At 62.5% G+C, this 20,122-nt stretch carries 19 protein-coding genes; 12 read left to right on the top strand and 7 right to left on the bottom strand.

Annotated features, from left to right (window positions below):
• Positions 1–29 precede the first annotated feature (29 nt).
• The gene (locus tag HWE17_RS09580; protein ID WP_051959496.1) at positions 30–434 is read right to left on the bottom strand and encodes a DUF4398 domain-containing protein; all 405 of its coding nucleotides are present in this window, start codon (positions 432–434) and stop codon (positions 30–32) included.
• Between the two features lie 256 nt (positions 435–690).
• Here HWE17_RS09580 and HWE17_RS09575 point away from each other — a divergent pair, with 256 nt between their 5' ends.
• Together HWE17_RS09575 and HWE17_RS09570 are read left to right on the top strand one after the other, a co-directional pair.
• Positions 691–2,730 carry an AsmA family protein gene (locus HWE17_RS09575; protein WP_176388615.1) on the top strand — a complete coding sequence of 680 codons (2,040 nt, stop codon included), beginning with the start codon at positions 691–693 and terminating at the stop codon, positions 2,728–2,730.
• Positions 2,731–2,911: 181 nt separating this feature from the next.
• Complete coding sequence (locus HWE17_RS09570; RefSeq protein ID WP_077401543.1) at positions 2,912–3,130, top strand: glycine zipper 2TM domain-containing protein; 219 nt, start codon at positions 2,912–2,914, stop codon at positions 3,128–3,130.
• Positions 3,131–3,225: 95 nt separating this feature from the next.
• Here HWE17_RS09570 and HWE17_RS09565 read toward each other — a convergent pair whose 3' ends face one another.
• The gene (locus HWE17_RS09565; RefSeq protein WP_255206177.1) at positions 3,226–4,002 is read right to left on the bottom strand and encodes a Crp/Fnr family transcriptional regulator; all 777 of its coding nucleotides are present in this window, start codon (positions 4,000–4,002) and stop codon (positions 3,226–3,228) included.
• A gap of 186 nt (positions 4,003–4,188) precedes the next feature.
• On the opposite strand from HWE17_RS09565, the gene HWE17_RS09560 reads away from it, so the two are divergent.
• The 4 genes from HWE17_RS09560 (at position 4,189) to HWE17_RS09545 (ending at position 6,418) form a co-directional block, all read left to right on the top strand.
• On the top strand, positions 4,189–4,854 hold the full coding sequence (locus tag HWE17_RS09560; RefSeq protein ID WP_176388614.1) for a glycine zipper 2TM domain-containing protein: 666 nt from the start codon (positions 4,189–4,191) through the stop codon (positions 4,852–4,854).
• 166 nt (positions 4,855–5,020) lie between these two features.
• A complete protein-coding gene (locus HWE17_RS09555; RefSeq protein ID WP_035826237.1) occupies positions 5,021–5,263 on the top strand; it encodes a hypothetical protein in 243 nt (80 codons plus the stop codon).
• 183 nt (positions 5,264–5,446) lie between these two features.
• Positions 5,447–5,593 carry a lmo0937 family membrane protein gene (locus tag HWE17_RS09550; RefSeq protein ID WP_010396376.1) on the top strand — a complete coding sequence of 49 codons (147 nt, stop codon included), beginning with the start codon at positions 5,447–5,449 and terminating at the stop codon, positions 5,591–5,593.
• A gap of 141 nt (positions 5,594–5,734) precedes the next feature.
• Positions 5,735–6,418, top strand: a complete 684-nt coding sequence (locus tag HWE17_RS09545; RefSeq protein ID WP_235211818.1) for an OmpA family protein — start codon at positions 5,735–5,737, stop codon at positions 6,416–6,418.
• 70 nt (positions 6,419–6,488) lie between these two features.
• On the opposite strand, the gene HWE17_RS09540 is transcribed toward HWE17_RS09545, so the two are convergent.
• Positions 6,489–9,332, bottom strand: coding sequence for a pitrilysin family protein (locus HWE17_RS09540; RefSeq protein WP_176388613.1), 2,844 nt, complete (start codon positions 9,330–9,332; stop codon positions 6,489–6,491).
• Between the two features lie 292 nt (positions 9,333–9,624).
• On the opposite strand from HWE17_RS09540, the gene HWE17_RS09535 reads away from it, so the two are divergent.
• The 3 genes from HWE17_RS09535 (at position 9,625) to HWE17_RS09525 (ending at position 12,176) form a co-directional block, all read left to right on the top strand.
• Entirely contained in the window at positions 9,625–9,900 is a 276-nt protein-coding gene (locus tag HWE17_RS09535; protein WP_035826233.1) for a hypothetical protein, read from the top strand.
• Positions 9,901–9,982: 82 nt separating this feature from the next.
• Positions 9,983–11,530: a TerC family protein gene (locus HWE17_RS09530; protein WP_176388612.1), complete on the top strand. Its 1,548-nt coding sequence runs from the start codon at positions 9,983–9,985 to the stop codon at positions 11,528–11,530.
• A 67-nt stretch (positions 11,531–11,597) separates the two neighbouring features.
• Positions 11,598–12,176: a DUF3617 domain-containing protein gene (locus HWE17_RS09525; RefSeq protein WP_176388611.1), complete on the top strand. Its 579-nt coding sequence runs from the start codon at positions 11,598–11,600 to the stop codon at positions 12,174–12,176.
• Here the strand turns inward: HWE17_RS09525 and HWE17_RS09520 are convergent.
• On the bottom strand, positions 12,164–13,273 hold the full coding sequence (locus HWE17_RS09520; RefSeq protein WP_176388610.1) for a porin: 1,110 nt from the start codon (positions 13,271–13,273) through the stop codon (positions 12,164–12,166). The genes HWE17_RS09525 and HWE17_RS09520 overlap by 13 nt on opposite strands.
• A gap of 317 nt (positions 13,274–13,590) precedes the next feature.
• On the opposite strand from HWE17_RS09520, the gene HWE17_RS09515 reads away from it, so the two are divergent.
• A complete protein-coding gene (locus tag HWE17_RS09515) occupies positions 13,591–15,702 on the top strand; it encodes a site-specific recombinase (RefSeq protein ID WP_035826217.1) in 2,112 nt (703 codons plus the stop codon).
• Positions 15,699–17,090, top strand: a complete 1,392-nt coding sequence (gene cls / locus HWE17_RS09510; RefSeq protein WP_176388609.1) for a cardiolipin synthase — start codon at positions 15,699–15,701, stop codon at positions 17,088–17,090. Before HWE17_RS09515 ends, cls begins: the two co-directional genes overlap by 4 nt.
• Positions 17,091–17,242: 152 nt before the next feature.
• On the opposite strand, the gene HWE17_RS09505 is transcribed toward cls, so the two are convergent.
• From HWE17_RS09505 to HWE17_RS09495, 3 genes are read right to left on the bottom strand one after another with little or no spacing between them, the layout of a single operon-like run.
• Positions 17,243–18,061, bottom strand: coding sequence for a metallophosphoesterase (locus HWE17_RS09505; RefSeq protein WP_035826214.1), 819 nt, complete (start codon positions 18,059–18,061; stop codon positions 17,243–17,245).
• A gap of 4 nt (positions 18,062–18,065) precedes the next feature.
• Positions 18,066–18,974: a diacylglycerol kinase family protein gene (locus HWE17_RS09500; RefSeq protein WP_176388630.1), complete on the bottom strand. Its 909-nt coding sequence runs from the start codon at positions 18,972–18,974 to the stop codon at positions 18,066–18,068.
• A 12-nt stretch (positions 18,975–18,986) separates the two neighbouring features.
• The gene (locus HWE17_RS09495) at positions 18,987–19,745 is read right to left on the bottom strand and encodes a phosphatase PAP2 family protein (RefSeq protein WP_225243621.1); all 759 of its coding nucleotides are present in this window, start codon (positions 19,743–19,745) and stop codon (positions 18,987–18,989) included.
• A gap of 141 nt (positions 19,746–19,886) precedes the next feature.
• Here HWE17_RS09495 and HWE17_RS09490 point away from each other — a divergent pair, with 141 nt between their 5' ends.
• Entirely contained in the window at positions 19,887–20,111 is a 225-nt protein-coding gene (locus tag HWE17_RS09490) for a hypothetical protein (protein WP_010396348.1), read from the top strand.
• The last annotated feature ends 11 nt before the right edge of the window (positions 20,112–20,122 follow it).

The following is a 20,122-nucleotide window of genomic DNA, read 5'->3' as shown; positions in this document are numbered from 1 at the left end:
GGGGTCCTGTTATTAGTTATTGTTGTGGCTTATTGTTTTGGGGCTTGCTGATTGGCACGGTCGAGCTCTTCGCGCATGACGCGGATGTTCTCGTTGATTTCATCGGCGGCGCTGGTGGCCTTGGCCGAGTTGGCCTTGCTTTGCGCCAGCTTGGCATCGGCTTGCGCCTGGTCGGCCAGGTCGCGCGCCATCTTGTAGTCGCGGTCTTTCAAGGCCTGGTTAGCCATGCGCATTTTTTCGCGGGCCGAACGCATTTCATCGGGTGCCAGGTCGGCGGCGCCGGCGCTGGCGGCGTTATCGACGGCGGCGCGCGACACGGCGACGTCGGCCGTGGCAGGCGTTTTCAGGCTGGAGCAGCCCGTCATCAGGACAACGGCGGTGGCGCAGGCGGCCAAGGCGGCCAATGGGGACATCTTGAAATCTCGGTTTGTCATTTTTCTTCTCCTGGAGAATGTTAAGCGTGAGGGTTAGATGCGGTGCATCTGGAATCAGGAACTGCGTTTGATGTATGACGTTATAGGCTCCGGCTCCCCGCATATCCGTTCGGTGCCGCACATAGGGTAAGAAATCGACAATACTTGCATTGGCAACGTGCGCCAGCGCACGTGTCCGCCAGCAAAAGCTGAAACAGGCCCGGCCTTGGAGCGATTCCTGTAGCATCGCAACTACTTGTACAGAAAGAATCAGCTTATGCCGCTCTCCCGCCGTCAGAAAATCGCCCTCGCCAGCACCGCCGTGCTCATCGCCCTGCCCGTCACCGCCGCCATCGTCCTGTCGAACATGGATTGGAACCGCGCCAAGCCCTGGCTCAATGCGCGCGCCAGCGACGCGCTGGGACGTCCATTCGCCATCGACGGCGACCTGGCGCTGACGTGGCATCAGCCAGCCGGTACCGCGGGGCAAAAAACCTGGCGCGACTATCTGCCCTGGCCGCACCTGCAGGCCAAGGATGTGCGCCTGGGCAACCCGAGCGCGATGACGGACACGGATGGCCAGGCGCAGCTGGCCACCGTCAGCCAGCTGGCGTTCTCGCTCAACCCGCTGGCCCTGCTGGACAAGAAAATCATCATCCCGCAATTGCGCTTCGACACACCGCAGGTGCGCTTGCTGCGCAGCAAGGATGGCAAAAATAACTGGACCTTCGACAAGCAGGAGCAGCCATCGCCGTGGCAGCTGGAATTGCAAAGCGTGGTCTTCAGCAAGGGCACCGTCTATCTGAACGATGGCGTCAGCAAAACGGCGATGCGCGCCGATGTCGACACCATCGCGGACGATGCGCGCTACGGCATCGCCTGGACGCTGTCGGGCACCTACCGCGGCGAAACCGTCAAGGGCGGCGGCAAGGCGGGCGGCGTGCTGTCGCTGCAGCGGCAAGGCACGCCCTTCCCCATCCAGGCCGACATGCGCGCGAGCGGCAGCAGCGTGGCCATCGAAGGCACTCTGACGCGCCCGACAGACCTGGCCGCGCTCGACGTGCGCCTGAAGTTATCCGGACCCAGCATGGCCCGCCTGTATCCATTGACGGGCGTGCTGCTGCCGGAGACGCCGCATTTCAGCACGGAAGGCCATTTGACGGGCACCCTGGCGCCGCGCGGCGGCGAGTGGGTGTACGACAAATTCAGCGGCAAGGTGGGCTCCAGCGACATCAGTGGCAAGCTGGCCTTTTCCGCCAGCACGCCGCGCAAGCGCCTGACGGGTGAAGTCCATTCGCGCCTGCTGCAATTTTCCGACCTCGGCCCGCTGGTGGGCGCCGATTCCAGCGCCAGCAAGAAGGAGCGGGGCGTGCCGTCGACGCAGCCGGCCGGCCGCGTGCTGCCGGTGGAAACCTTCAAGACGGAACGCTGGACCAGCCTGGACGCCGACGTGCGCTACACGGCCGACAAGATCACGCGCGATGCCGAGCTGCCGATCAGCAAGCTCGACACGCATGTGGTGCTGACGGACGGCGTGCTCTCGCTCACGCCCCTGAATTTCAACGTGGCGGGCGGCACCCTGACGTCGCAAATCAAGCTCGACGGCAGCGGCAAAGTTATCGCCAACGGCATCGCGGCCGAACTCAAGGCCAGCGCCCGCCATCTGCACATCCAGCAACTGTTTCCCCGCCTGCCCGCCCTGCAGGCCAGCGTGGGCGAGATCAATGGCGATGCATCGCTGTCGGCCACGGGCAATTCCGTCGCCACCCTGCTGGGCAGCTCGAACGGCGAAGTGCGCGCGCTGATCAACCGGGGCAGCATCAGCAAACTGTTATTGGAAGAAATGGGCTTGAATATCGGCAGTGTCGTGCTGGCCAAACTGTCTGGCGACAAGCAGGTCAGGCTGAACTGCATGGCCGCCGACTTCGCCGTCACCAAGGGACTGATGCGCACGCGCCAGTTCATCGTCGACACGGATGACGCCGTCCTGAATATCGATGGCACGGTGAACCTGGCCGATGAACGGCTGGACCTGACCCTGCGGCCGGACAGCAAGGGCTTGCGCGTCTTTTCGCTGCGCTCGCCCCTGTATGTGCATGGCACGTTCAGCAAGCCCGACGTGAGCGTGGACAAGGGCGTGCTGGCCCTGCGCGCCGGTGGCGCACTGGCGCTGGCCGTGGTGGCGCCCGTGGCGGCGCTGCTGCCGCTCGTCAATACCGGCCCCGTCGAAGATAGCGAATGCGCGGCACTGCTGGCCCAGGCGCGCGTGAAACCGGTGGCACCGAAACCGGGCAAGGCGCCGCGCAAAAGCAATTGAGAAATACGCAGCCGTGCACGATTACAATTGTTACACCCCTATGTGCGTTGCCGAACAGACCCTGCCTTGCCACAATCCTATTCTGTAATCGTGCCTGAAACACCCAAGACGTGGCGATACGAAGTCTCACCGGCCCATACCATGCCGGCGCCACGAGGTCCGAATTCATAGGAGAACTATCATGCAAATCATTAAAAAAATCGCCGCTACCACTTCCGTTGCCGCTCTGCTGCTGAGCTTGACTGCTTGCGCCAACATGTCCGGCCAGGATAAAAACACCGCCATCGGCGCTGGCGTCGGCGCCGTTGCCGGCTCCGTGCTGACGGGCGGCAGCGCCATCGGCGCAGTCGGCGGCGCCGCCGTCGGCGGCGTGATCGGTAACCAGGTCAAGCCGAAGTAATCGTTATCTGAAAAGCGGGGTGGGTGCGCAGGCGCCCGCCCCGCTTTTTTGCGTCCGGCTTCCGTTGATGAAATTGAAAAGTTATTCTGAGGAAATCAGACGAAGACGTTGGCCATGCCGATGGCGCCGCTATCCTTGACCAGCTCGTAACAGCGGCAGGAAACGGCTTCGAGGCCGGCAGAATCGAGAATCTCGATATTGCCGCGGCTGTAGGTGATGAGTTTTTGCTGTTGCAGCGCGCTGGCTGCCTTGGTCACGCCGACCCGCCGCACGCCGAGGGTGTGGGCGAGAAATTCATGCGTGAGGTGAAATTTTTCGGACTGCAGGCGGTCGCGCGTGATCAGCAGCGAACGGGCCAGGCGCGCTTCGAGCACGTGGAAGCGGCTGCACACGGCAATCTGGATGGCTTGCGCCAGCAGGGTGTCCGTGTAGCGGTACAGCAAACGCTGCAGGGATTCGAGCTGGGCGAACTCGGCGCAGAAGTCGGCCCGCGCGATGCGGCTGGCCGTGCCGGAACGCTGCACCACGGCACGCACTTGCGCCAGGTCATGACCGAGCGCGACGGATGCGCCCAGCACGCCTTCGCGGCCGACGGAGCCCACTTCCAGGGTCATGCGGCCCTCCGCCACGGCCAGCAGCGAAATCAGGCAATCGCCGGGGAAATAGATGTGGCCGATAGGCTGGCCCGGTTCGTACAGCACCTCGCCCACCTCGACCGTGACGCTATCGAACAGCGCGGTCAGGTGCCGCAAATCGTGCTCGGGCAGGCTGGCCAGCAAGCGGTTGCCGGCGTCAGGCGCGCCCGCAGGCGACCCCAGGCCGGATCGGCCTGTATCGCGGGACAGGGTCGTGCTGGCGTTCGTTAGTGGCATTGCTTTTCCTTGGTGTCGTTACAACTCGACATAATTTTTACTTAGCCTACGGTGCAGTACCGGCCCTGTATGTACGGTGACGCACGGAAGCGGAGCAAGCGGCACAGCACACTGGCAACAGACGCAAATAACACGCAGAACACGCATCACCCTTTTTATTATTTTAAAAAAACCAAGGAGCCTTCCATGACCACCACCACCAAATCCCTCCATCCGCTGGTGCTTGCCGCCGCCGTCGCCGTCCTGCTGTTTTGCGGCGTCGGCACGGCTGCCCTGATGGGCTGGCTGCCTTCCTCCCAGGGCGATAGCCAGCCGCTGGCGGCCAGCACCTCGGCCGAGCAAATGGCCAACCTGCAGGCGAACCAGCCGCAAGCGAACTTGCAAGCGTCCGGCGCGCAGCCGCTGGCCGCCCTGCCGCCACAGCAGCAACAGCAACCACAGCAGCAGCCGGTGCGCCAGCCGCAACCACAGCCACAGCCACAGCCACAATATGCGGCCGCCCCGGCGCCGCAGGTATGCAGCAATTGTGGCGTGATCGAAGCCATCCATGAAGTCAATACGCGCGCCGAAGGCAGCGGCGTGGGCGCGGCCGGCGGCGCCGTCGTCGGCGGCTTGCTGGGCAACCAGGTCGGCGGCGGTCACGGCAAGCAGCTGGCCACCGTGCTGGGTGCCGTCGGCGGCGCCGTGGCCGGCAACCAGATCGAAGGCAGCGTGCGCGCCACGCGCAGCTACAACATCGTCGTGCGCCTGGATAACGGCAAGACACGCACCGTACACCAGAGCGCCGCGCCGAACTGGCGCCAGGGCGACCGCGTGCGCGTCGTCAACGGCGGCTTGCGCGCCATCGGCTAAGTTGGCCAAGGCAGCGGCAGCGCCGCGATGCGTTGCAAACTGAATACACGCCCGGCCTGTCCGGGCGTTTTCTTTTTAACAATGTTCGTTGGCGTACAGATGAGCTTGCCGTCGCGCGAGATGATGCATTCAGGAAAGTTCAACGAAACGTCATCAAGGAGTAGCCATGCAAGACGACAAGACAGGCAGCAACAGTATCTGGCTGGGATTGATTGGCGGCGGCTTGCTGGCCACCGCGCTGGGTTTCTGCGCGCTGGACCTGGCGCCGCAAGCGGGCAGTCCCGTGTTCGGCGTCATGCTGCTGTTGACGGGCGGCATGGTCAGCTGCCTGGCGGGCGCCGTCGGCATGGCCGGCATGCTGGCATGGGTGCCGGGCATGGCCGATGAACACGCCGACCGCTCGCGCTAGTTGAGCCTTGTGTACGACAGCGTACAGAAGGCAAGGGAAACAAAGTAGACACTTAGTCATGGCATCAGCGTTCAGCGACCCGGTCGCCGCGCAATGACAAGAACCGATGACGGCGCCACGCGCCAGCGCCTGCAAGGCCAAGGCAGTCGCCGTCATCCACACATTACTCTCGGAGGACACATCATGCTGTATACAATCGCCGTCGTACTCATTATTCTTTGGCTGCTGGGCCTGGTAACTTCCTATACCATTGGCGGCTTCATCCACATCCTGCTGGTGGTCGCCGTGATCATGGTGCTGCTGCGCCTGATCAGCGGGCGCGGTTTATAGAGGCCAATTGACTGGCCAGAGGGGCGGTGCGCGTGCGAACGGGCGCCGCCCTTTTGCGTGCGCTGGCAAGCAGGCCCATTTTGCAGTAACGTGTACGGGTAGTCCTGGGTATGTCCCAATAACAAAACAAGGAGAAAATCCATGAAAGAAACATTCAAAAAAGGCCCTGGCGCCAAATCCCTGATCGGCATGCTGGTGATCGCACTGGCCGCCAGCGGCTGTGCGGATATGTCCTCAACGCAACGTGGCACGGCCACGGGCGCCGGCATTGGCGCGGGCCTGGGCGCCTTGATCGGCGGCACCACCGGTGGCGGCAGCAGCGGCCGCACGGCCGGCGGCGCCCTGCTGGGTGCGGCAGCTGGCGCCGTGGTCGGCAATATCTGGTCGAACCGCATGGAAAACCAGAAGCGCGCGATGGAACAAGCGACACAGGGTACTGGTGTGCAAGTGTCGCAAACGGCCGATAACCGCCTGAAAATGGAAATTCCAAGCGACATTTCCTTCGACACCAACCGCGCCGACATCAAGGGCAACTTCCGCCCCATCCTCGACCGCTTTGCCGCCACCCTGAACGAAAACCCGAACACCACGGTCAGCATCATCGGCCATACGGACAGCACGGGCAGCGCTTCCATCAACGAACCGCTGTCGGTGGAACGCGCCGCCCATACGCGCGACTACCTGTCCATGCGCGGCGTCTCGCCGACCCGCGTCGTCACGGAAGGCCGCGGCGCCCGCGAGCCGATCGCCTCGAATGCGGATGCATCGGGACGCGCACGCAACCGCCGCGTGGAAATCTACGTAGCCGAAATGGCGCCGCGCTAAGTTGACATGTTTCAATAAAAAACCCGCCGGCAAGGTAACTTGCCGGCGGGTTTTTTCCATGTAAAACAGCTTATTTCGACGTCGTTGCCTTGGCGCCGCTTTCACCCTCTTTCGCCACCTTGGCGAAGTCGCCCGCCACCACCACCGAGACGGCCGATGGCTTCAGGTATTCGCGCAGGCCCTGGTTCACTTGCGCCAGGGTAAGGGCCGACACCTTCGCTTCCAGGTCCTTGTCGTAGGCCAGGGTGCGGCCTTGCGTCAGGTAGCCGGCCAGGTAGTTGGCCAGACCAGTGTCCTGCGTGCGGCCCACTTCTTCCGATTGCAGCCAGCCTTTCTTCGCTTCGGCCAGTTCCTCTTGCGTGAAGCCGTCGGCCAGCACCTTGGCGATTTCCTCGCGCAGGGCCGCTTCCACCTTGACCGTGTTTTGCGGCGCGCTGATGGCATACGCCATCCAGTAACCGGCCGGTTCGCGCGACGGCACGCTCACTTGCGAGCCGACGCCGTACGACAGGCCTTCCTTCTGGCGGATACGGTCGGCCAGGCGGCTGCGCAAGGTGCCGCCGCCGAGCATGTGATTGGCGATCAGCAAGGCCGGATAGCCAGCGGCGTCATCCTTCAGGGCCAGCGGCTGGATGGCGAACAGCACGCTGTTGGCCTTGTCCGGTGTTTCCAGGGTGACTTTCTCGCCGCTGACGGGCTTGACGGCGTCGGGAATGCGCACATACGGCTGCTGCGCCTTCCAGTTGCCGTACAGGCTAGCCACTTGCGCCTTCAGCGCGACCGGGTCGAAGTCGCCCACGGCGGCAAAAGTCGCGTTCGCCGCGCCATAATAGCCACCATGGAAGGCTTTCACATCCGCCACGTTGACGCCCTTCCAGCCCGCCAGTTCGTCCGGCAAGGTGCTGACATGGCGCACATGGCCTGCCGGCGTGGCGTCGAGCAGGCGACGGAAGGCGTTCGTGGCCAGCGGTTGCGGTTCAGGCAGCTCCTGCTCCGCGCGGCCGACGCGCTCGCGCTGCAGTTCCAGGAATTCCGTTTCACTGAGGGCCGGTTTTTGCAGCACTTGCGCCAGCAGCTCCATGGCGGCCGGCAAGTTCTCGCGTTTGCCCATCAGCACGGCCGTGACGCCCTCGGCATTGCCCGAGACGACCACTTGCGTACCCAGCTGGTCGAACTTGTCCTTCACTTCCTGGCGCGACAGTGTATCCGTGCCACGCACCAGCAGATTGGCCGTGTAGCTGCCCACTTGCCCCTTGCCGCGCAGGCTCTCTTCGCTGCCAATCTGCAATTTCAACACGACGCTAACGGTGCTGCCCTTGGTTTTCTTCGGCAGCAAGGCGCCCTTCAAGCCATTCGGCAAGGTGAAGCGCGTGGTGCGCGCCTCGATATTGTCGGGGCTCGGATCGAACGCTTCGCCCTGCGCCACGATGGCGCGGCCCGTGTAGCCGGCCAGTTGCGGCGCCACGTCGGCGTAGGCCGGCACGACCGTGCGGTCCGGCGCATCGGTAGGAATGAAGCGGCCCAGGGTGCGGTTCGAGCTCTTCAGGTATTTCTCGGCCGCCGCCTGCACCTGCGCCGTCGTCAGCTTGTCGAGCTGGTCGCGCTGCAGGAAGAACAGGCGCCAGTCGCCTGCCGCCAGGGACTCCGTCAGGGCGATCGTCAGGTTGGCCGTGTTCGAAGTGGCCAGTTCGATCTGCTTGTTCAATTGCTGCTTGACCCGCGCCACTTCCGCATCCGTGACGGGCTGCGACTTCAGCTCTTCCAGCACTTTCAGCATGGCCGCCTGCGCCGCATCGAGGTTGCCATCGAGCGGCACCAGCGCGCCGAACACGTTGTAGCCCGGCTCCAGGTTGCTCACGGAGTTGTATTCAATCTTGCTGGCCAGCTTGGTTTCCACCAGCGCCTTGTGCAGGCGGCCAGCGGGCGCGTCCGTCAGCACGTGACCCAGCACCTCGATGGCGACGGCGTCCGGGTTGCCGGACGGCGCCACGTGGTAGCCGGCGCCGACGAACTGCGTGCCGCCGCTGCGGCGCACCGTCACGGCGCGCTCGCCATCCTGCACCGGTTCGGCCGTGTAGGTCGGCTCGATCACGCGCGTCGGTTTCGGGATCTTGCCGAACAGCTCATTGATCTGCTTCAAGACCTTGGCTTCGTCGAAGCGGCCCGCCACCATCAGCACGGCGTTATCTGGCTGATAATATTTATGATAAAACGCGCGCAAGCGGGGAATGTTCACCTGCTCGATGTCGGAACGGGCGCCGATGGTCGACTTGCCATAGTTGTGCCAGTCGTAGGCGATGGCCTGGATGCGTTCGCTCGTCACGCTGATCGGGTCGCTCTCGCCCCTCTCGAACTCGTTGCGCACGACGGTCATCTCGCCCTTTTGCGTCTTCGGATTCCACAGGTCGTTCTGGTCGATGGCCGCGTTGACCATGCGGTCCGCTTCCAGGGCCAGCATCTGGCGCAGGTTGTCGTCGTTGGCCGGGAAGGTGGCGTAGTAATTGGTGCGGTCGTACCAGGTGGTGCCGTTGAAATCGGCACCCGTCGAATTCAGGATCTCGACCGGGGTTTTCGTGCCCTTCTTGACGCCGAAGTTGGCGCTGGGCTTGAACAGCAAGTGTTCCAGCAAGTGGGCCATGCCCGTTTCGCCATAGTTTTCATGGCGCGAGCCGACCAGGTAGACGATGTTGGTGGTCAGGGTCGGCTTGCTGGCATCGGGGAACAGCAGCACGCGCAAGCCGTTGGCCAGGCGGTATTCGGTGATGCCTTCGACGGACGTGACTTTGACGGCGGCGCGGCTGGGCGCAGCCTTGCCGGTTTTCTGGGTCGGCGCCGCTTCCACGGGGGGGGCGGCAAGGATGAACGAAGGCGAGAGGATGCCGGCGGCAAGCAGGAGGGCGGTAATGGGTTTCAAGGCAAGGTCCTGGTAACACTACATGATTAGGCAAGGCGCAACAGCAAGCGCCATGGAATACATACTGAGTGCAAGAATGATCACGGGGCCAACGCTGCGTCTTCGCCGCCACGTGAAATTATTGCTCTCGTAATTTACGGCATGCTTGTCACTTGCGCAAGTCCCTGTCATCAAGCTGTTATCTGCCCGTGTTATACTCCACGGTTCCAGAACTATCTGCCTGTATATGAGACGAGCTCTCGTCCTGCTCTGCCTTTTTGTTTTCATCGCTTTACCCCAGGCGTTCGCCAGCATGGCTTACGCCAGCCCTTCCCCATTCCAGCATGCAATCGCGGCCGGCGCTACCGCCACGCCCGCCTTCAGCATCGACTGTGCCGACGCCAGCCTCCATGCGGGCCTGCCTGGCGACAGCTGCGATACTGAAGAATGCGACAACGACCCCATCACGCTGTACCCGAGCTCGCGCCAGGCCGTGCCGTTTTACGCCATCATTTGGCAAGCGGGACCGGGCGCACTTGCCGAAGCGGACGTGCGGCTGGCCACCCGGCCGCCGCGCGTCCGCCTCTGAAGACATGCATGCAGCACCCACGCGCCCGGGGCTTTAGCCGCCGGGCACGCTTTACACTGATCGACTTTACAAGGTTACACACATGGAATGGTTATTTGACCCGACAATCTGGGTCGGCCTGCTGACGCTGGTCGTACTGGAAATCGTACTGGGTATCGACAACCTGATTTTCATCGCCATCCTGGCCGAGAAACTGCCGCCGCACCAGCGCGACCAGGCCAGAGTGCTGGGCCTGACCCTGGCCCTCGTCATGCGCCTGGGCCTGCTCTCGCTGATTTCCTGGCTGGTCACTCTGACCACGCCATTATTTTCCATATTGACATTCTCGTTTTCAGGGCGCGACCTGATCCTGCTCGTCGGCGGCCTGTTCCTGCTGTTCAAGGCCACCAGCGAGCTGCACGAGCGCCTCGAAGGCGTCACGCACGCCCAGACGGGCCCGAAAGTCTACGCCGGCTTCGGCCTCGTGGTGGCGCAGATCGTCGTGCTCGACGCCGTCTTTTCGCTCGACGCCGTCATCACGGCTGTCGGCATGGTGGAAAACCTGTACGTGATGATGGCGGCCGTCGTCATTTCCATCGTCGTCATGATGCTCGCCTCGAAGGTGCTGACGCGCTTCGTCAACGCCCACCCCACCGTCGTCGTGCTGTGCCTGAGCTTCCTGCTGATGATCGGCCTGTCGCTGGTCGCCGAAGGCCTGGGCTTCCACATTCCGAAAGGCTATCTGTACGCCGCCATCGGCTTTTCCATCGTCATCGAGTTCTTCAACCAGCTGGCGCGCCGCAACTTCCTCAAGCTGCAGTCGAACGCCCCGCTGCGCGACCGCACGGCGCAAGCCGTGCTCAGCCTGTTGGGCGGACGCAAGGGCCGCGAAGCCGTGGAAGAGCACGAAGTCAAGGAAACGCCCGACGTCTCCGCCTTCGGCGTGGAAGAGCGCAACATGGTCAGCGGCGTCCTGACCCTGGCCGAGCGCTCGATCCGCTCCGTCATGACGCCGCGCGGCGACGTGTCGTGGGTCAACCTGAACGACAGCAGCGACAAGATGCTGCAATTGCTGCGCGAAACGCCGCACAGCATGATTCCTGTCTGCAATGATGACCTCGACAACGTGGTCGGCATCGCGCGCAGCAAGGACCTCATCGAGGACCTCGTCTCGCGCGGCAAGATCGACCCGGCCAGCATGCGCGAAGCCGTCGTCGTGCCGGAAGCGGCCGGGGTGTTGAAAGCCATGGAAACATTAAAGCGCTCGCGCGGCCAGCTGGTGCTGGTGGTCGACGAGTTCGGCACCGTGCAAGGCGTGCTCACGCCCATCGACATCCTGGAAGCCATCGCCGGCGAATTCCCCGACGAGGACGAACAGCCCGACGTGGAAGTGCTGGGCCCCGGCCACTGGCGCATCGATGGCGCGACGGACTTGCATTACCTGGAGCAAGTGTTCGAAACGGAAACCCTGGTCAGCGAAGACGGCGAGTACAACTCGCTGGCCGGCTTCCTGCTGGCGCACTTCGAAAACATGCCGGCCGTGGGCGAAGTACTGGAACTCGATGATTTGCGCTATGAAATCCTCGAAGCCGACGAGCGCCGCATCGCCAGCGTGGACGTGCGCCGCATCGAACCCGATCACAGTTTGTAACACAATGGCAAGCGTGCCCCGCTTGCCATGCCGTATGCTGGGGTCTGCCTTTTCTGGAGACGCCAACATGAAACATTCTTTGCTACGCCTGAGTTTACTGGCTTGCGCCGCCCTGGGCAGCCACGCTGGCGCCCAGGCCGCCTCGCCATCGGCCACCATCAAGCCGGGCCTGTGGCAAGTCGACAGCAAGATGGCGTCGCCCGACGCCGCCACCGACAACGCCATGTCCATGGTGCTGCAGCAACTGGGCAACCTTCCTCCCGATCAACGCAAGCAGCTGGAAAGCATGGCGGCCAGTCGCGGCATGGCCATGCCCACCGTGGGCGCCGACGGCGCCGTGCGCGTGACGGCCTGCGTGACGCCGGACATGGCGGCGCGCAGGCAGATTCCCACGGGCCAGCCCGGCGATTGCAAATCGAAAAACACGGATATCGCGGGCGGCATGCAGGTGTCGTTCACTTGCGCCAACCCGAAATCGAGCGGCGAAGGCAAGGTGATGTTCACGGGCGAGCAGGCATTCAGCATGCAGCTGGCGGTGACGACCAGCGCGCGCGGCACGCCGGAACAGGTGAATGTGACGAGCAACGGCAAGTGGCTGGGAGCAACGTGCCCTGCCCCATCGGCGACAGCAGCTCAAAAGCCGTGACGAAAGCCCATGTTGAAGGCGGCGTCGCCGCGGCCCGCATCGCTGGCGTTGCCCACCGTGTAGCGGGCGCCGTTCTTGTTGTGGATCTTCGCGTAGGACGCGTAGAAATCGCTGCGCTTTGACAGCGAATACGTGAGGCCGACTGCCACCTGGCTGGCGTCGCGGTTGGCCAGGTCGCGGTCATCCTTGCGCACCCACGACGCCAGCAGTTTGAAGCCGCCCACGGGCACGGACACGCCCAGCAAGGTGTCGCGGCTGTCCGACGACGACATCGACAGGGCCAGCGAGCTATAGGCATTGTTCGGATCCCACGGCGAGCTGCCATAGCCCTTGTTCACGCCCACGGCGGCAAAGGCGGTGGCCACTTTGAGGTCGATATTTGCCGCGATCAGGGTGTTGCGGGCCGACATGTCGATGGCGGGCAAGGTGCCGGAGGCGAGGATGAAGTTGTTCTTGCGCTGGTGCGACACGCTGACATTCACGGCGCCGGCCGAATAGCCGAGGGTGGCGCCATACGCGCGGTTGTTGGCGTTGCTGTACGGCGACTCGCCAAAGCTGTAGATGGCGCTGGCGGTCACGCCGCGCAAGGCCGGCGTCACATATTTGACGGTATTGTCATAGCGTTTCACGCTGTAGCCGGCCAGGTTGCCGGCGCTGCCGGCCATGCCGCCCTTGAACGGGTCGGCCACGTCGGTCAGGGTCAGGTATTGCAGGTTGTACTGGCGCCCCAGGGTCAGCGCACCGAGGCGGCTGTCGAGGCCCACGTAGGCCTGGCGGCCGAACAAACGGCCCTCTTCCGACTGGCCCGTGTCGTTCTGGATACCCGCTTCCAGGGTAAACACGGCCGTGACGTCATTGCCCAGCGCCTCGCGGCCCTGCAGGCCCAGGCGCGAGCCGGACGCGACGCCGCCGGACACCTTGGCGCCGGCGCAACTGGCGGCGCAACCGCGCTCGGCCACGATGCCTGCATCGAGCACGCCGTACACGGCAACGTTACTGGATGCGGCACTGCCTGCGCCATCGGCAGCCTGGGCCGTCGCGCCCAGCGCGAATGGCCCCATCCCTATCACAGCAAGCGCAAAATACGAGGTCTTCATGATAAATATCTCGGCAACGTGAATGAAACTTCCCGGTATTGATCAGGACATGCGCTGTGTGTCTGATCTCAGTGTTACCTTATCCCCGCTTTTTGTCCAGCGTCCGTGCGTTGTACAACAGAAACTTCAGCTTAGCCCCAGGAAACACGTCGCGCACTGACAACACACAATATTGACCATGATTCAGCTAATTTGCGGCAAAATGGCGTGAAATGCAGGCCCTGCCGTAAAGCAATGTTCGGTGGCGAACGTTGCGCGATTTGACGCAGGCGGTACACTACTGGTTTTACCGACAGCGGCTCGCCCGTTTTTTCTGCATGCTAGCTATCCTCGAACGCATTGACCCCAACTCCAGCAATATCGACTTGCTGGTGGAATTATTCAACTCACTGCGTCCCAAGCGCTCCCACGACAGCGCTACCGCGATTGCCAACGTGCGCACCCTGCGCCAGCTACTCAAAGGTAACCCCGCGCAAGCGCGCGCCCTGCACGAATACGTGCTGCGCGTGCTGGCCGCGCGCCGCCATGCCAGCCTGTACACCGACATCGGCGTGCTGTCGAACAGCGGTTTCTTCACGGAATTGAAACGCCGCATCGCCTACCGCATGCTGCCGCCCGCCCTCGGCGACGAATACCTGAACGACGCGCTCGACCAAGTGCTGTACCTGAAAACCGATTATTTGTGGATCAGCAACGTGCCCGCCACGGACTGGCTGGAACTGTTCGACGTGCTCACCAGCGACGACATCGAACTGGCCGTCGGCGATGGCAACATCATGCTGCCAGGCATGCTCGACGCCATCCGCACCCTGTCCTACCGCGTCTGCGCCATGGGTCTGGAACCGGAATTGACGCGTTTCCACAATGAAATCGAAGTATTCCAGTCACCGTTCATGGTGCAGAACACGGAAGTGAACGCCTACCTGGACGCCTACACGAATTTGCTGCAAGGCGACATCGAGCACATCGAGGATGCGCGCCATCTGCTGGTGATGCTCGACCAGTGCGACGCCGTCATCGCCAAGATCCGCAAGAAGGCGCTGTACCAGGGCACCAGCATTCCCCTCACGTATTTATTGGTGGCCTTGGCGCAAAGCATCGAGCGGCTGCGCAAGCTGCTGTTCCTGGTCGACACGAGCGGCGAGCTGCCGGCGTCGAACAACGTGGACATCGCCGCCATCACGGTCGACGCCACGCAGGATTTGCTGCACCCGCAACCGGTCAGCCGCCGCCGCGCGGGCGCCGTCGGGCTGGCGCTGGAACTGATACGCGCGCATAACCACAAGTACAAGGTCAGCGACCTGTTTTCCGACAATATCAACTTGTTGGCGCGCAATGTGACGGAAAACGCCAGCCGCACGGGCGAGCATTACATCGCGGAAAACCGCCGCGAAATGGGCGCCATGTTCCTCTCGTCCGCGGGCGCGGGCGTGATCATCGGCTTCATGGCCCTGTTCAAGATATTGATGTCGTATTTGCGCTCGGCGCCGCTGGTTGAAGCGTTCATGTTCAGCATGAATTACTCGATCGGTTTCATGTTCATCCACTTGCTGCATTTCACGGTGGCCACCAAGCAGCCGGCCATGACGGCCTCGCGCATCGCCGCCGGCCTGCACAGCAAGGATGGCCGGAACATCGACCTCGACAGCATGGCCGAACTGATCAACAAGGTCTTCCGCACGCAAAACATGGCCGTGCTGGGCAACCTGGCGACCGCCATCCCCACGGCCTGGCTGATCGCGCTCGGCTACAAGGCGATCACGGGACACAACCTGGTGACGCCGGAAAAAGCCATGCATCTGCTGCACGATATCGACCCCATCGGCAGCCCCGCCATCTTTTACGCCATGATCGCCGGCGTGTGCCTGTTCGTGGCCGGCCTGATTTCCGGCTACTATGACAACCAGGCCCTGTACACGCGCTGGGCCCAGCGCATCGCGCAATTGCGCGGCCTGGGCCGGGTGATCGGCCAGGAGCGCTTGCAGCGGCTGGGCATGTATCTGGAAAACAACCTCGGTGGCCTGATGGGTAACTTCTACTTCGGTATCCTGCTCGGCTCCATCGGCACCCTGGGTTTCCTGATCGGCTTGCCGATCGATATCCGCCACATCACCTTCTCGGCCGCCAACTTCGCCACGGCCCTGGTGGGCCTCGATCACAACATGAGCTGGCAACTGGCCGTCAAGTCGCTGTCGGGCATCTTCGCCATCGGCACGGCCAATCTGCTCGTCAGCTTCGGCCTGGCCCTGTGGGTGGCACTGCGCTCGCGCCAGGTGCGCTTCAAGCACGGCATGCAATTATTGAAGATTCTGGGCAAGCGTTTCCTGCGCTCGCCCATCGTCTTCTTCTTCGGCTCGAAAAACCCGCCACCGCTGGCGCTGGTCGACGAGTCGGCAAACCTGTCACTGACGAACAAGGCTCAAAAATGACCATCAGGCGCATGCAACCCTGCCTCACCGCCCTACTGCTGTGCTGGACCCTGGCTGCATGCGCCTCGCTGCCCAATGTCAAGAACCTCAATACCACCCTGGAACCGGTGGCCAAGCCCCAGGTGATCACGGGCAAGGGCGCCTTGCTGAACGTCAACAGCCGCGCCGCCCTGCTCAACAAGCGCTGGGCCAAGTCCGGCATGGATCTGAAGGCCCAGGCCGCGCTGGAAGAGGCGGCCACGGGCGTACCTTTGATCAAGGGCAACAAAGTGACCTTGCTGTTTGACGGCCCGCAAACCATGGCCGCCATGTTCCAGGCCATCAGCGAAGCGAAGAACAGCATCAACCTGGAAACGTATATCTTCGACCAGGATCCGCTGGGCCTCAAATTTGCCGACATGCTCATCGAAAAGCAGCAAGCGGGCGTGACGGTCAACGTCATCTACGACAGCGTGGGCACCATCGGCGTGCCGCAAGCGTTCTTTGACCGCATGCGTGCGGCCGGCGTGCACCTGGTGGCCTTCAATCCCGTCAATCCGGCCAAGCTCAAGGGCGATGACTGGAAGATCAACAACCGCGACCACCGCAAGGTGCTGATCGTCGACGGCAAGATGGCGTTTACGGGCGGCATCAATATCAGCGATACCTATGCGAAAAGCTCGCTGTTCCGCTCGAAATCGAAAGCGACCGACAAGAAGGACGTGGGCTGGCGCGACACCCACGTGAAAGTGGAAGGCCCAGCCGTGGCCGCTTTCCAGTGGCTGTTCATCCGCACCTGGGCCCAGCAAGACCAGGCCGACTTGCCGGACGCCAATTACTTCCCGGTGCTTTCCGAAGTGGGCGACAAGCTGGTGCGCGTCGTGGCCAGCGAGCCGGACGGTGGCTTCGAGATCTACAAGGCGTATATCCTGGCCATCCAGGAGGCCAAGAAATCCATCCACATCACGTCCGCCTATTTCGTGCCCGACCAGCAGACGGTCGACGCGCTAGTTGCAGCCGCGAAACGGGGCGTGGACGTGACCGTGGTGCTGCCCGGCGTGTCAGATAGCGGCCTCGTGTTCCATGCGGGACACGCGCTGTACGACCAGTTGCTGGCCGGCGGCGTCCGCATCTTTCATTTGAAACTGGCCGTGCTGCACGCCAAGACGGCCGTCATCGACGGCGCCTGGTCGACCGTCGGCTCGACCAACATCGACATGCGCAGCTTCCTGCACAACAGCGAACTGAACGTGATCGTGCTGGGCGACAGCTTCGGGCGCGAAATGGAAAACGCCTTCCAGGAAGACTTGCGCGATTCGGAAGAAATCACCAAAGCAAAATGGGAAACGCGGCCCATCTCGGACCGCATGAAGGAGTGGGCGGCGCGCTTCATGAACTACTGGCTCTAAGCCACAGAAGTGTGCCCCGGCAGGTCGGCGTAGGTCGGATTAGCGCAGCGTAATCCGACATCACCACAGCCATTACCAAAGCCATTACCAAAGCCATTACCAAAGCCAACAATATTGTCGGATTACGCGCGGCTTTGCCCCGCTAATCCGACCTACAACGGCCGCAAGCTGGCCCACACGCCGCCCTGGCGCTCGAATGCTTCCGTGCTGACTTTTTCAAAGTCGGCGCTGTCTTCATTCCAGCTGTAGCGCTCGACCCGGATGCAACTGTTTTCCACGCGCAGCACATTGAACGAGTTCGACTCGCCCCTGCCCCGCGTGGACGTGGCCGTGCCCGCTTGCACCATCAGAGCAGCGTAGCCGGCGATCTTGTAGCGCTCGGCCGTGTTGCCCGCCACGCTGGCATGCAAGTGGCCCGCCAGCAGCAAATCCACGCCGCATTCGGAAAACATTTGCAGCGCCTGCGGGGCGCGGTCGACCAGATCATCCTTGTCGAAGTTTTCCGGCAAGTCAAACGGATGATGCGTGACGATGATGCGCGTCAAGCCGGGCGGCAAACTACCCAGGCGTTGACGCAGGAAATCGATCTGTTCGTGGCTGATGCGGCCATCCTTGAAGGTCAGGGAGCGGGCCGTATTGATGCCCAGCACGGCGATTTCCTCGTCCACATATTCGGGCGACAAATCGTCCGTCACGTGGCGCCGGTACTTCACCAGCGGTGTCAAAAAGCGGGAAAAGACGTTGTACAGGGGCACGTCATGGTTGCCCGGCACCACGATCTGCGGCCCCGGCAAGCTGTCGAGAAAGTGCCGCGCTTCCTGGAACTGGGCGCTGCGGGCGCGCTGCGTCAAATCTCCCGAGACCACGACCACGTCCGGTTCCAGGCGCTCGACCAGCGCGCGCAAGGGCGCCAGCAGGTCCGCATCGACCCTGCCAAAATGCAAGTCGGACAAATGCACGATGGTACGCATGGCCTTACTCCCCAGAAAGTGCCGGCGCCGGCACGAGCACTCCCAGCGCGGCCGTGCGGATGCGGTATTGCAGCGGAGTATTCATGATCGTCACCTCGCCATCGGTGGCCACGCGCAGACGGCGGTGATGCGTGGCGATTTCCAGGTCGGTGGCCGTCAGCACATCAAAATCCTTGGCCTGCGACAACTTGCCGAACAGCGCGTGCAGGGCCAGCTTCAGCAAGCCCAATCGGCCCGGACGCTGCGCCACGTACAAGCTCAGCTGGCCGCCATCGAGCCGCTCGCGCTCGCCGATATTCAAGCCTTCCATCAGGTATTCATTATTACCGATGAAGACGAAGGGCGTGCGCCGCGCATGCACGGCGTCGTTGAGTGTCAATTGCACGCTGAGAAACGGGTAGCGGCGCAAGGCCGCCACCAACGCCCAGCTGAAGGCCAGCCACTTGCCCCGCCCCAGCCGGCGCTGCTGCTTTTCGCGGTCGCGCACGATGTCGGGATACAGGCCCAGGCTGGAATTGTTCAGGAAAATGCGGCCATTGACTTCGCCCACGTCGACCTGGTGCGGCACGCCCTGCGCCACGTTGGCGATCGCCGCATCGAGCTCGAGCGGAATATTCAAATCCTTGGCGAAATGGTTCAAGGTACCCAGCGGCAAGACGCCAAACGGCGTGCCGCTGCCGACCACGACGGAGGCGACGGCATTGATGGTGCCATCGCCGCCGCCGGCCACGACGATGGGCGCGCCATCACGCAGCGCTTGCTCGGCCGTGGCGATCATCTCGGCGCCGCTTTGCGCCAGGGTGATGGCGGCGTCGAGTCCCACGGCGGCGAATTTCGCTTCGAGCTGCTGCGCCCAGTCCGGCGCATAGCCGCAACCGGCGCCTCCGTTGATGATGACTGCAATCTTGCTCAGGATCGTTTCCCCTTATTTGGTTTGCCGGATATGCCGGCGGCGGCGCAGGGTCGACACGCCGGCGATGCAAATGGCCAGCCAGCCATAGCTTTCCGCCATGGCCGCCAGCACATCGCTCAGGTAATGCGCGCCCAGGTAAATGCGGCTGAAACCCACGAGTGACGCCATCAGGAAGGCGCCCAGCGCGATGGCGATGCGCTTGCCCCAGGCGCCCGGCGCCGTCTGGCAAATCAGGTAGGCGGCCAGCAAGCCGTACAGGGCTGTCGAGGTGGCCGTATGGCCACTCGGAAAGCTGTAGGTGCTCAAGGCCGTCTGCAGAATGGGTTCGTCAAAGCTGGGCCGCGCGCGGACAAAAATGTACTTTAGCAGCAGGTTCAAAAACATGACGCCCGGCATGGTGATGACCAGGGTAAACAGCCAGTAATCGGCGCCCTTGCGGTGCAGATACCAGCCCAGCAAGAGGGCCAGGGTGATGGCGCCGATCACGCCATGCATGTGCGTGACGACCAGCAGGCAACTGGTGATCCACGGCACGGCATGCTGATTGAACCAGTGCGCCACCTGCAAGTCGATCACGGTGATCTGCTCCATGCCCATCACGGCTTCGGCGATCTCGTGGAAGACCACGATGGCCACCAGCATCAGGGCCACGCCCACCGTCATATGCAGGCCCAGCTCGCCTTCGGGCGACAGGCGCGCTTCGACGAAGCGGCGCAGTTTCGTGGTCCAGCCCGTGGTCATGCCCATGTCATTTTTCTCTTGCAAACTCATCTCTCTTTCATGTCCCCGGTGATGATCAAAAAAACCACACCAGTAAAAAAATACTGTTTATTCATACAGTAGCTGTGTATTCATACAGTAGTTATGCTATTCTGATGACTCGTTCAACACATCTCCCTCAAAGGAATTGTCATGGCAACATTGAATAGCGGTTTTGGCTCACGGTTCGGCCTGGAATACGCCCCAAGCTCTTTCCTCGTCCGCATGGGCAAGCGCGAAATCCTCGTCTGCCGCGACTTCCGCAAGCGCTACTACACCGTCAATCCCTTGATCGAGTGCGGTACGGGCATCGAGCCGGGCTATGTTGAAGTGCTGCTGATGCGCCGTTGGTTGTTGATCTTATCTAAAGCGCATTAAGTTCACCTTAA

This window comes from Janthinobacterium sp. BJB401, from assembly GCF_013372745.1.
Classification (GTDB): Bacteria; Pseudomonadota; Gammaproteobacteria; order Burkholderiales; family Burkholderiaceae_D; genus Janthinobacterium; species Janthinobacterium rivuli.
The sequence above is the reverse complement of the archived record's forward strand: the minus strand, read 5'-3'. Positions and strand labels throughout refer to the sequence as shown.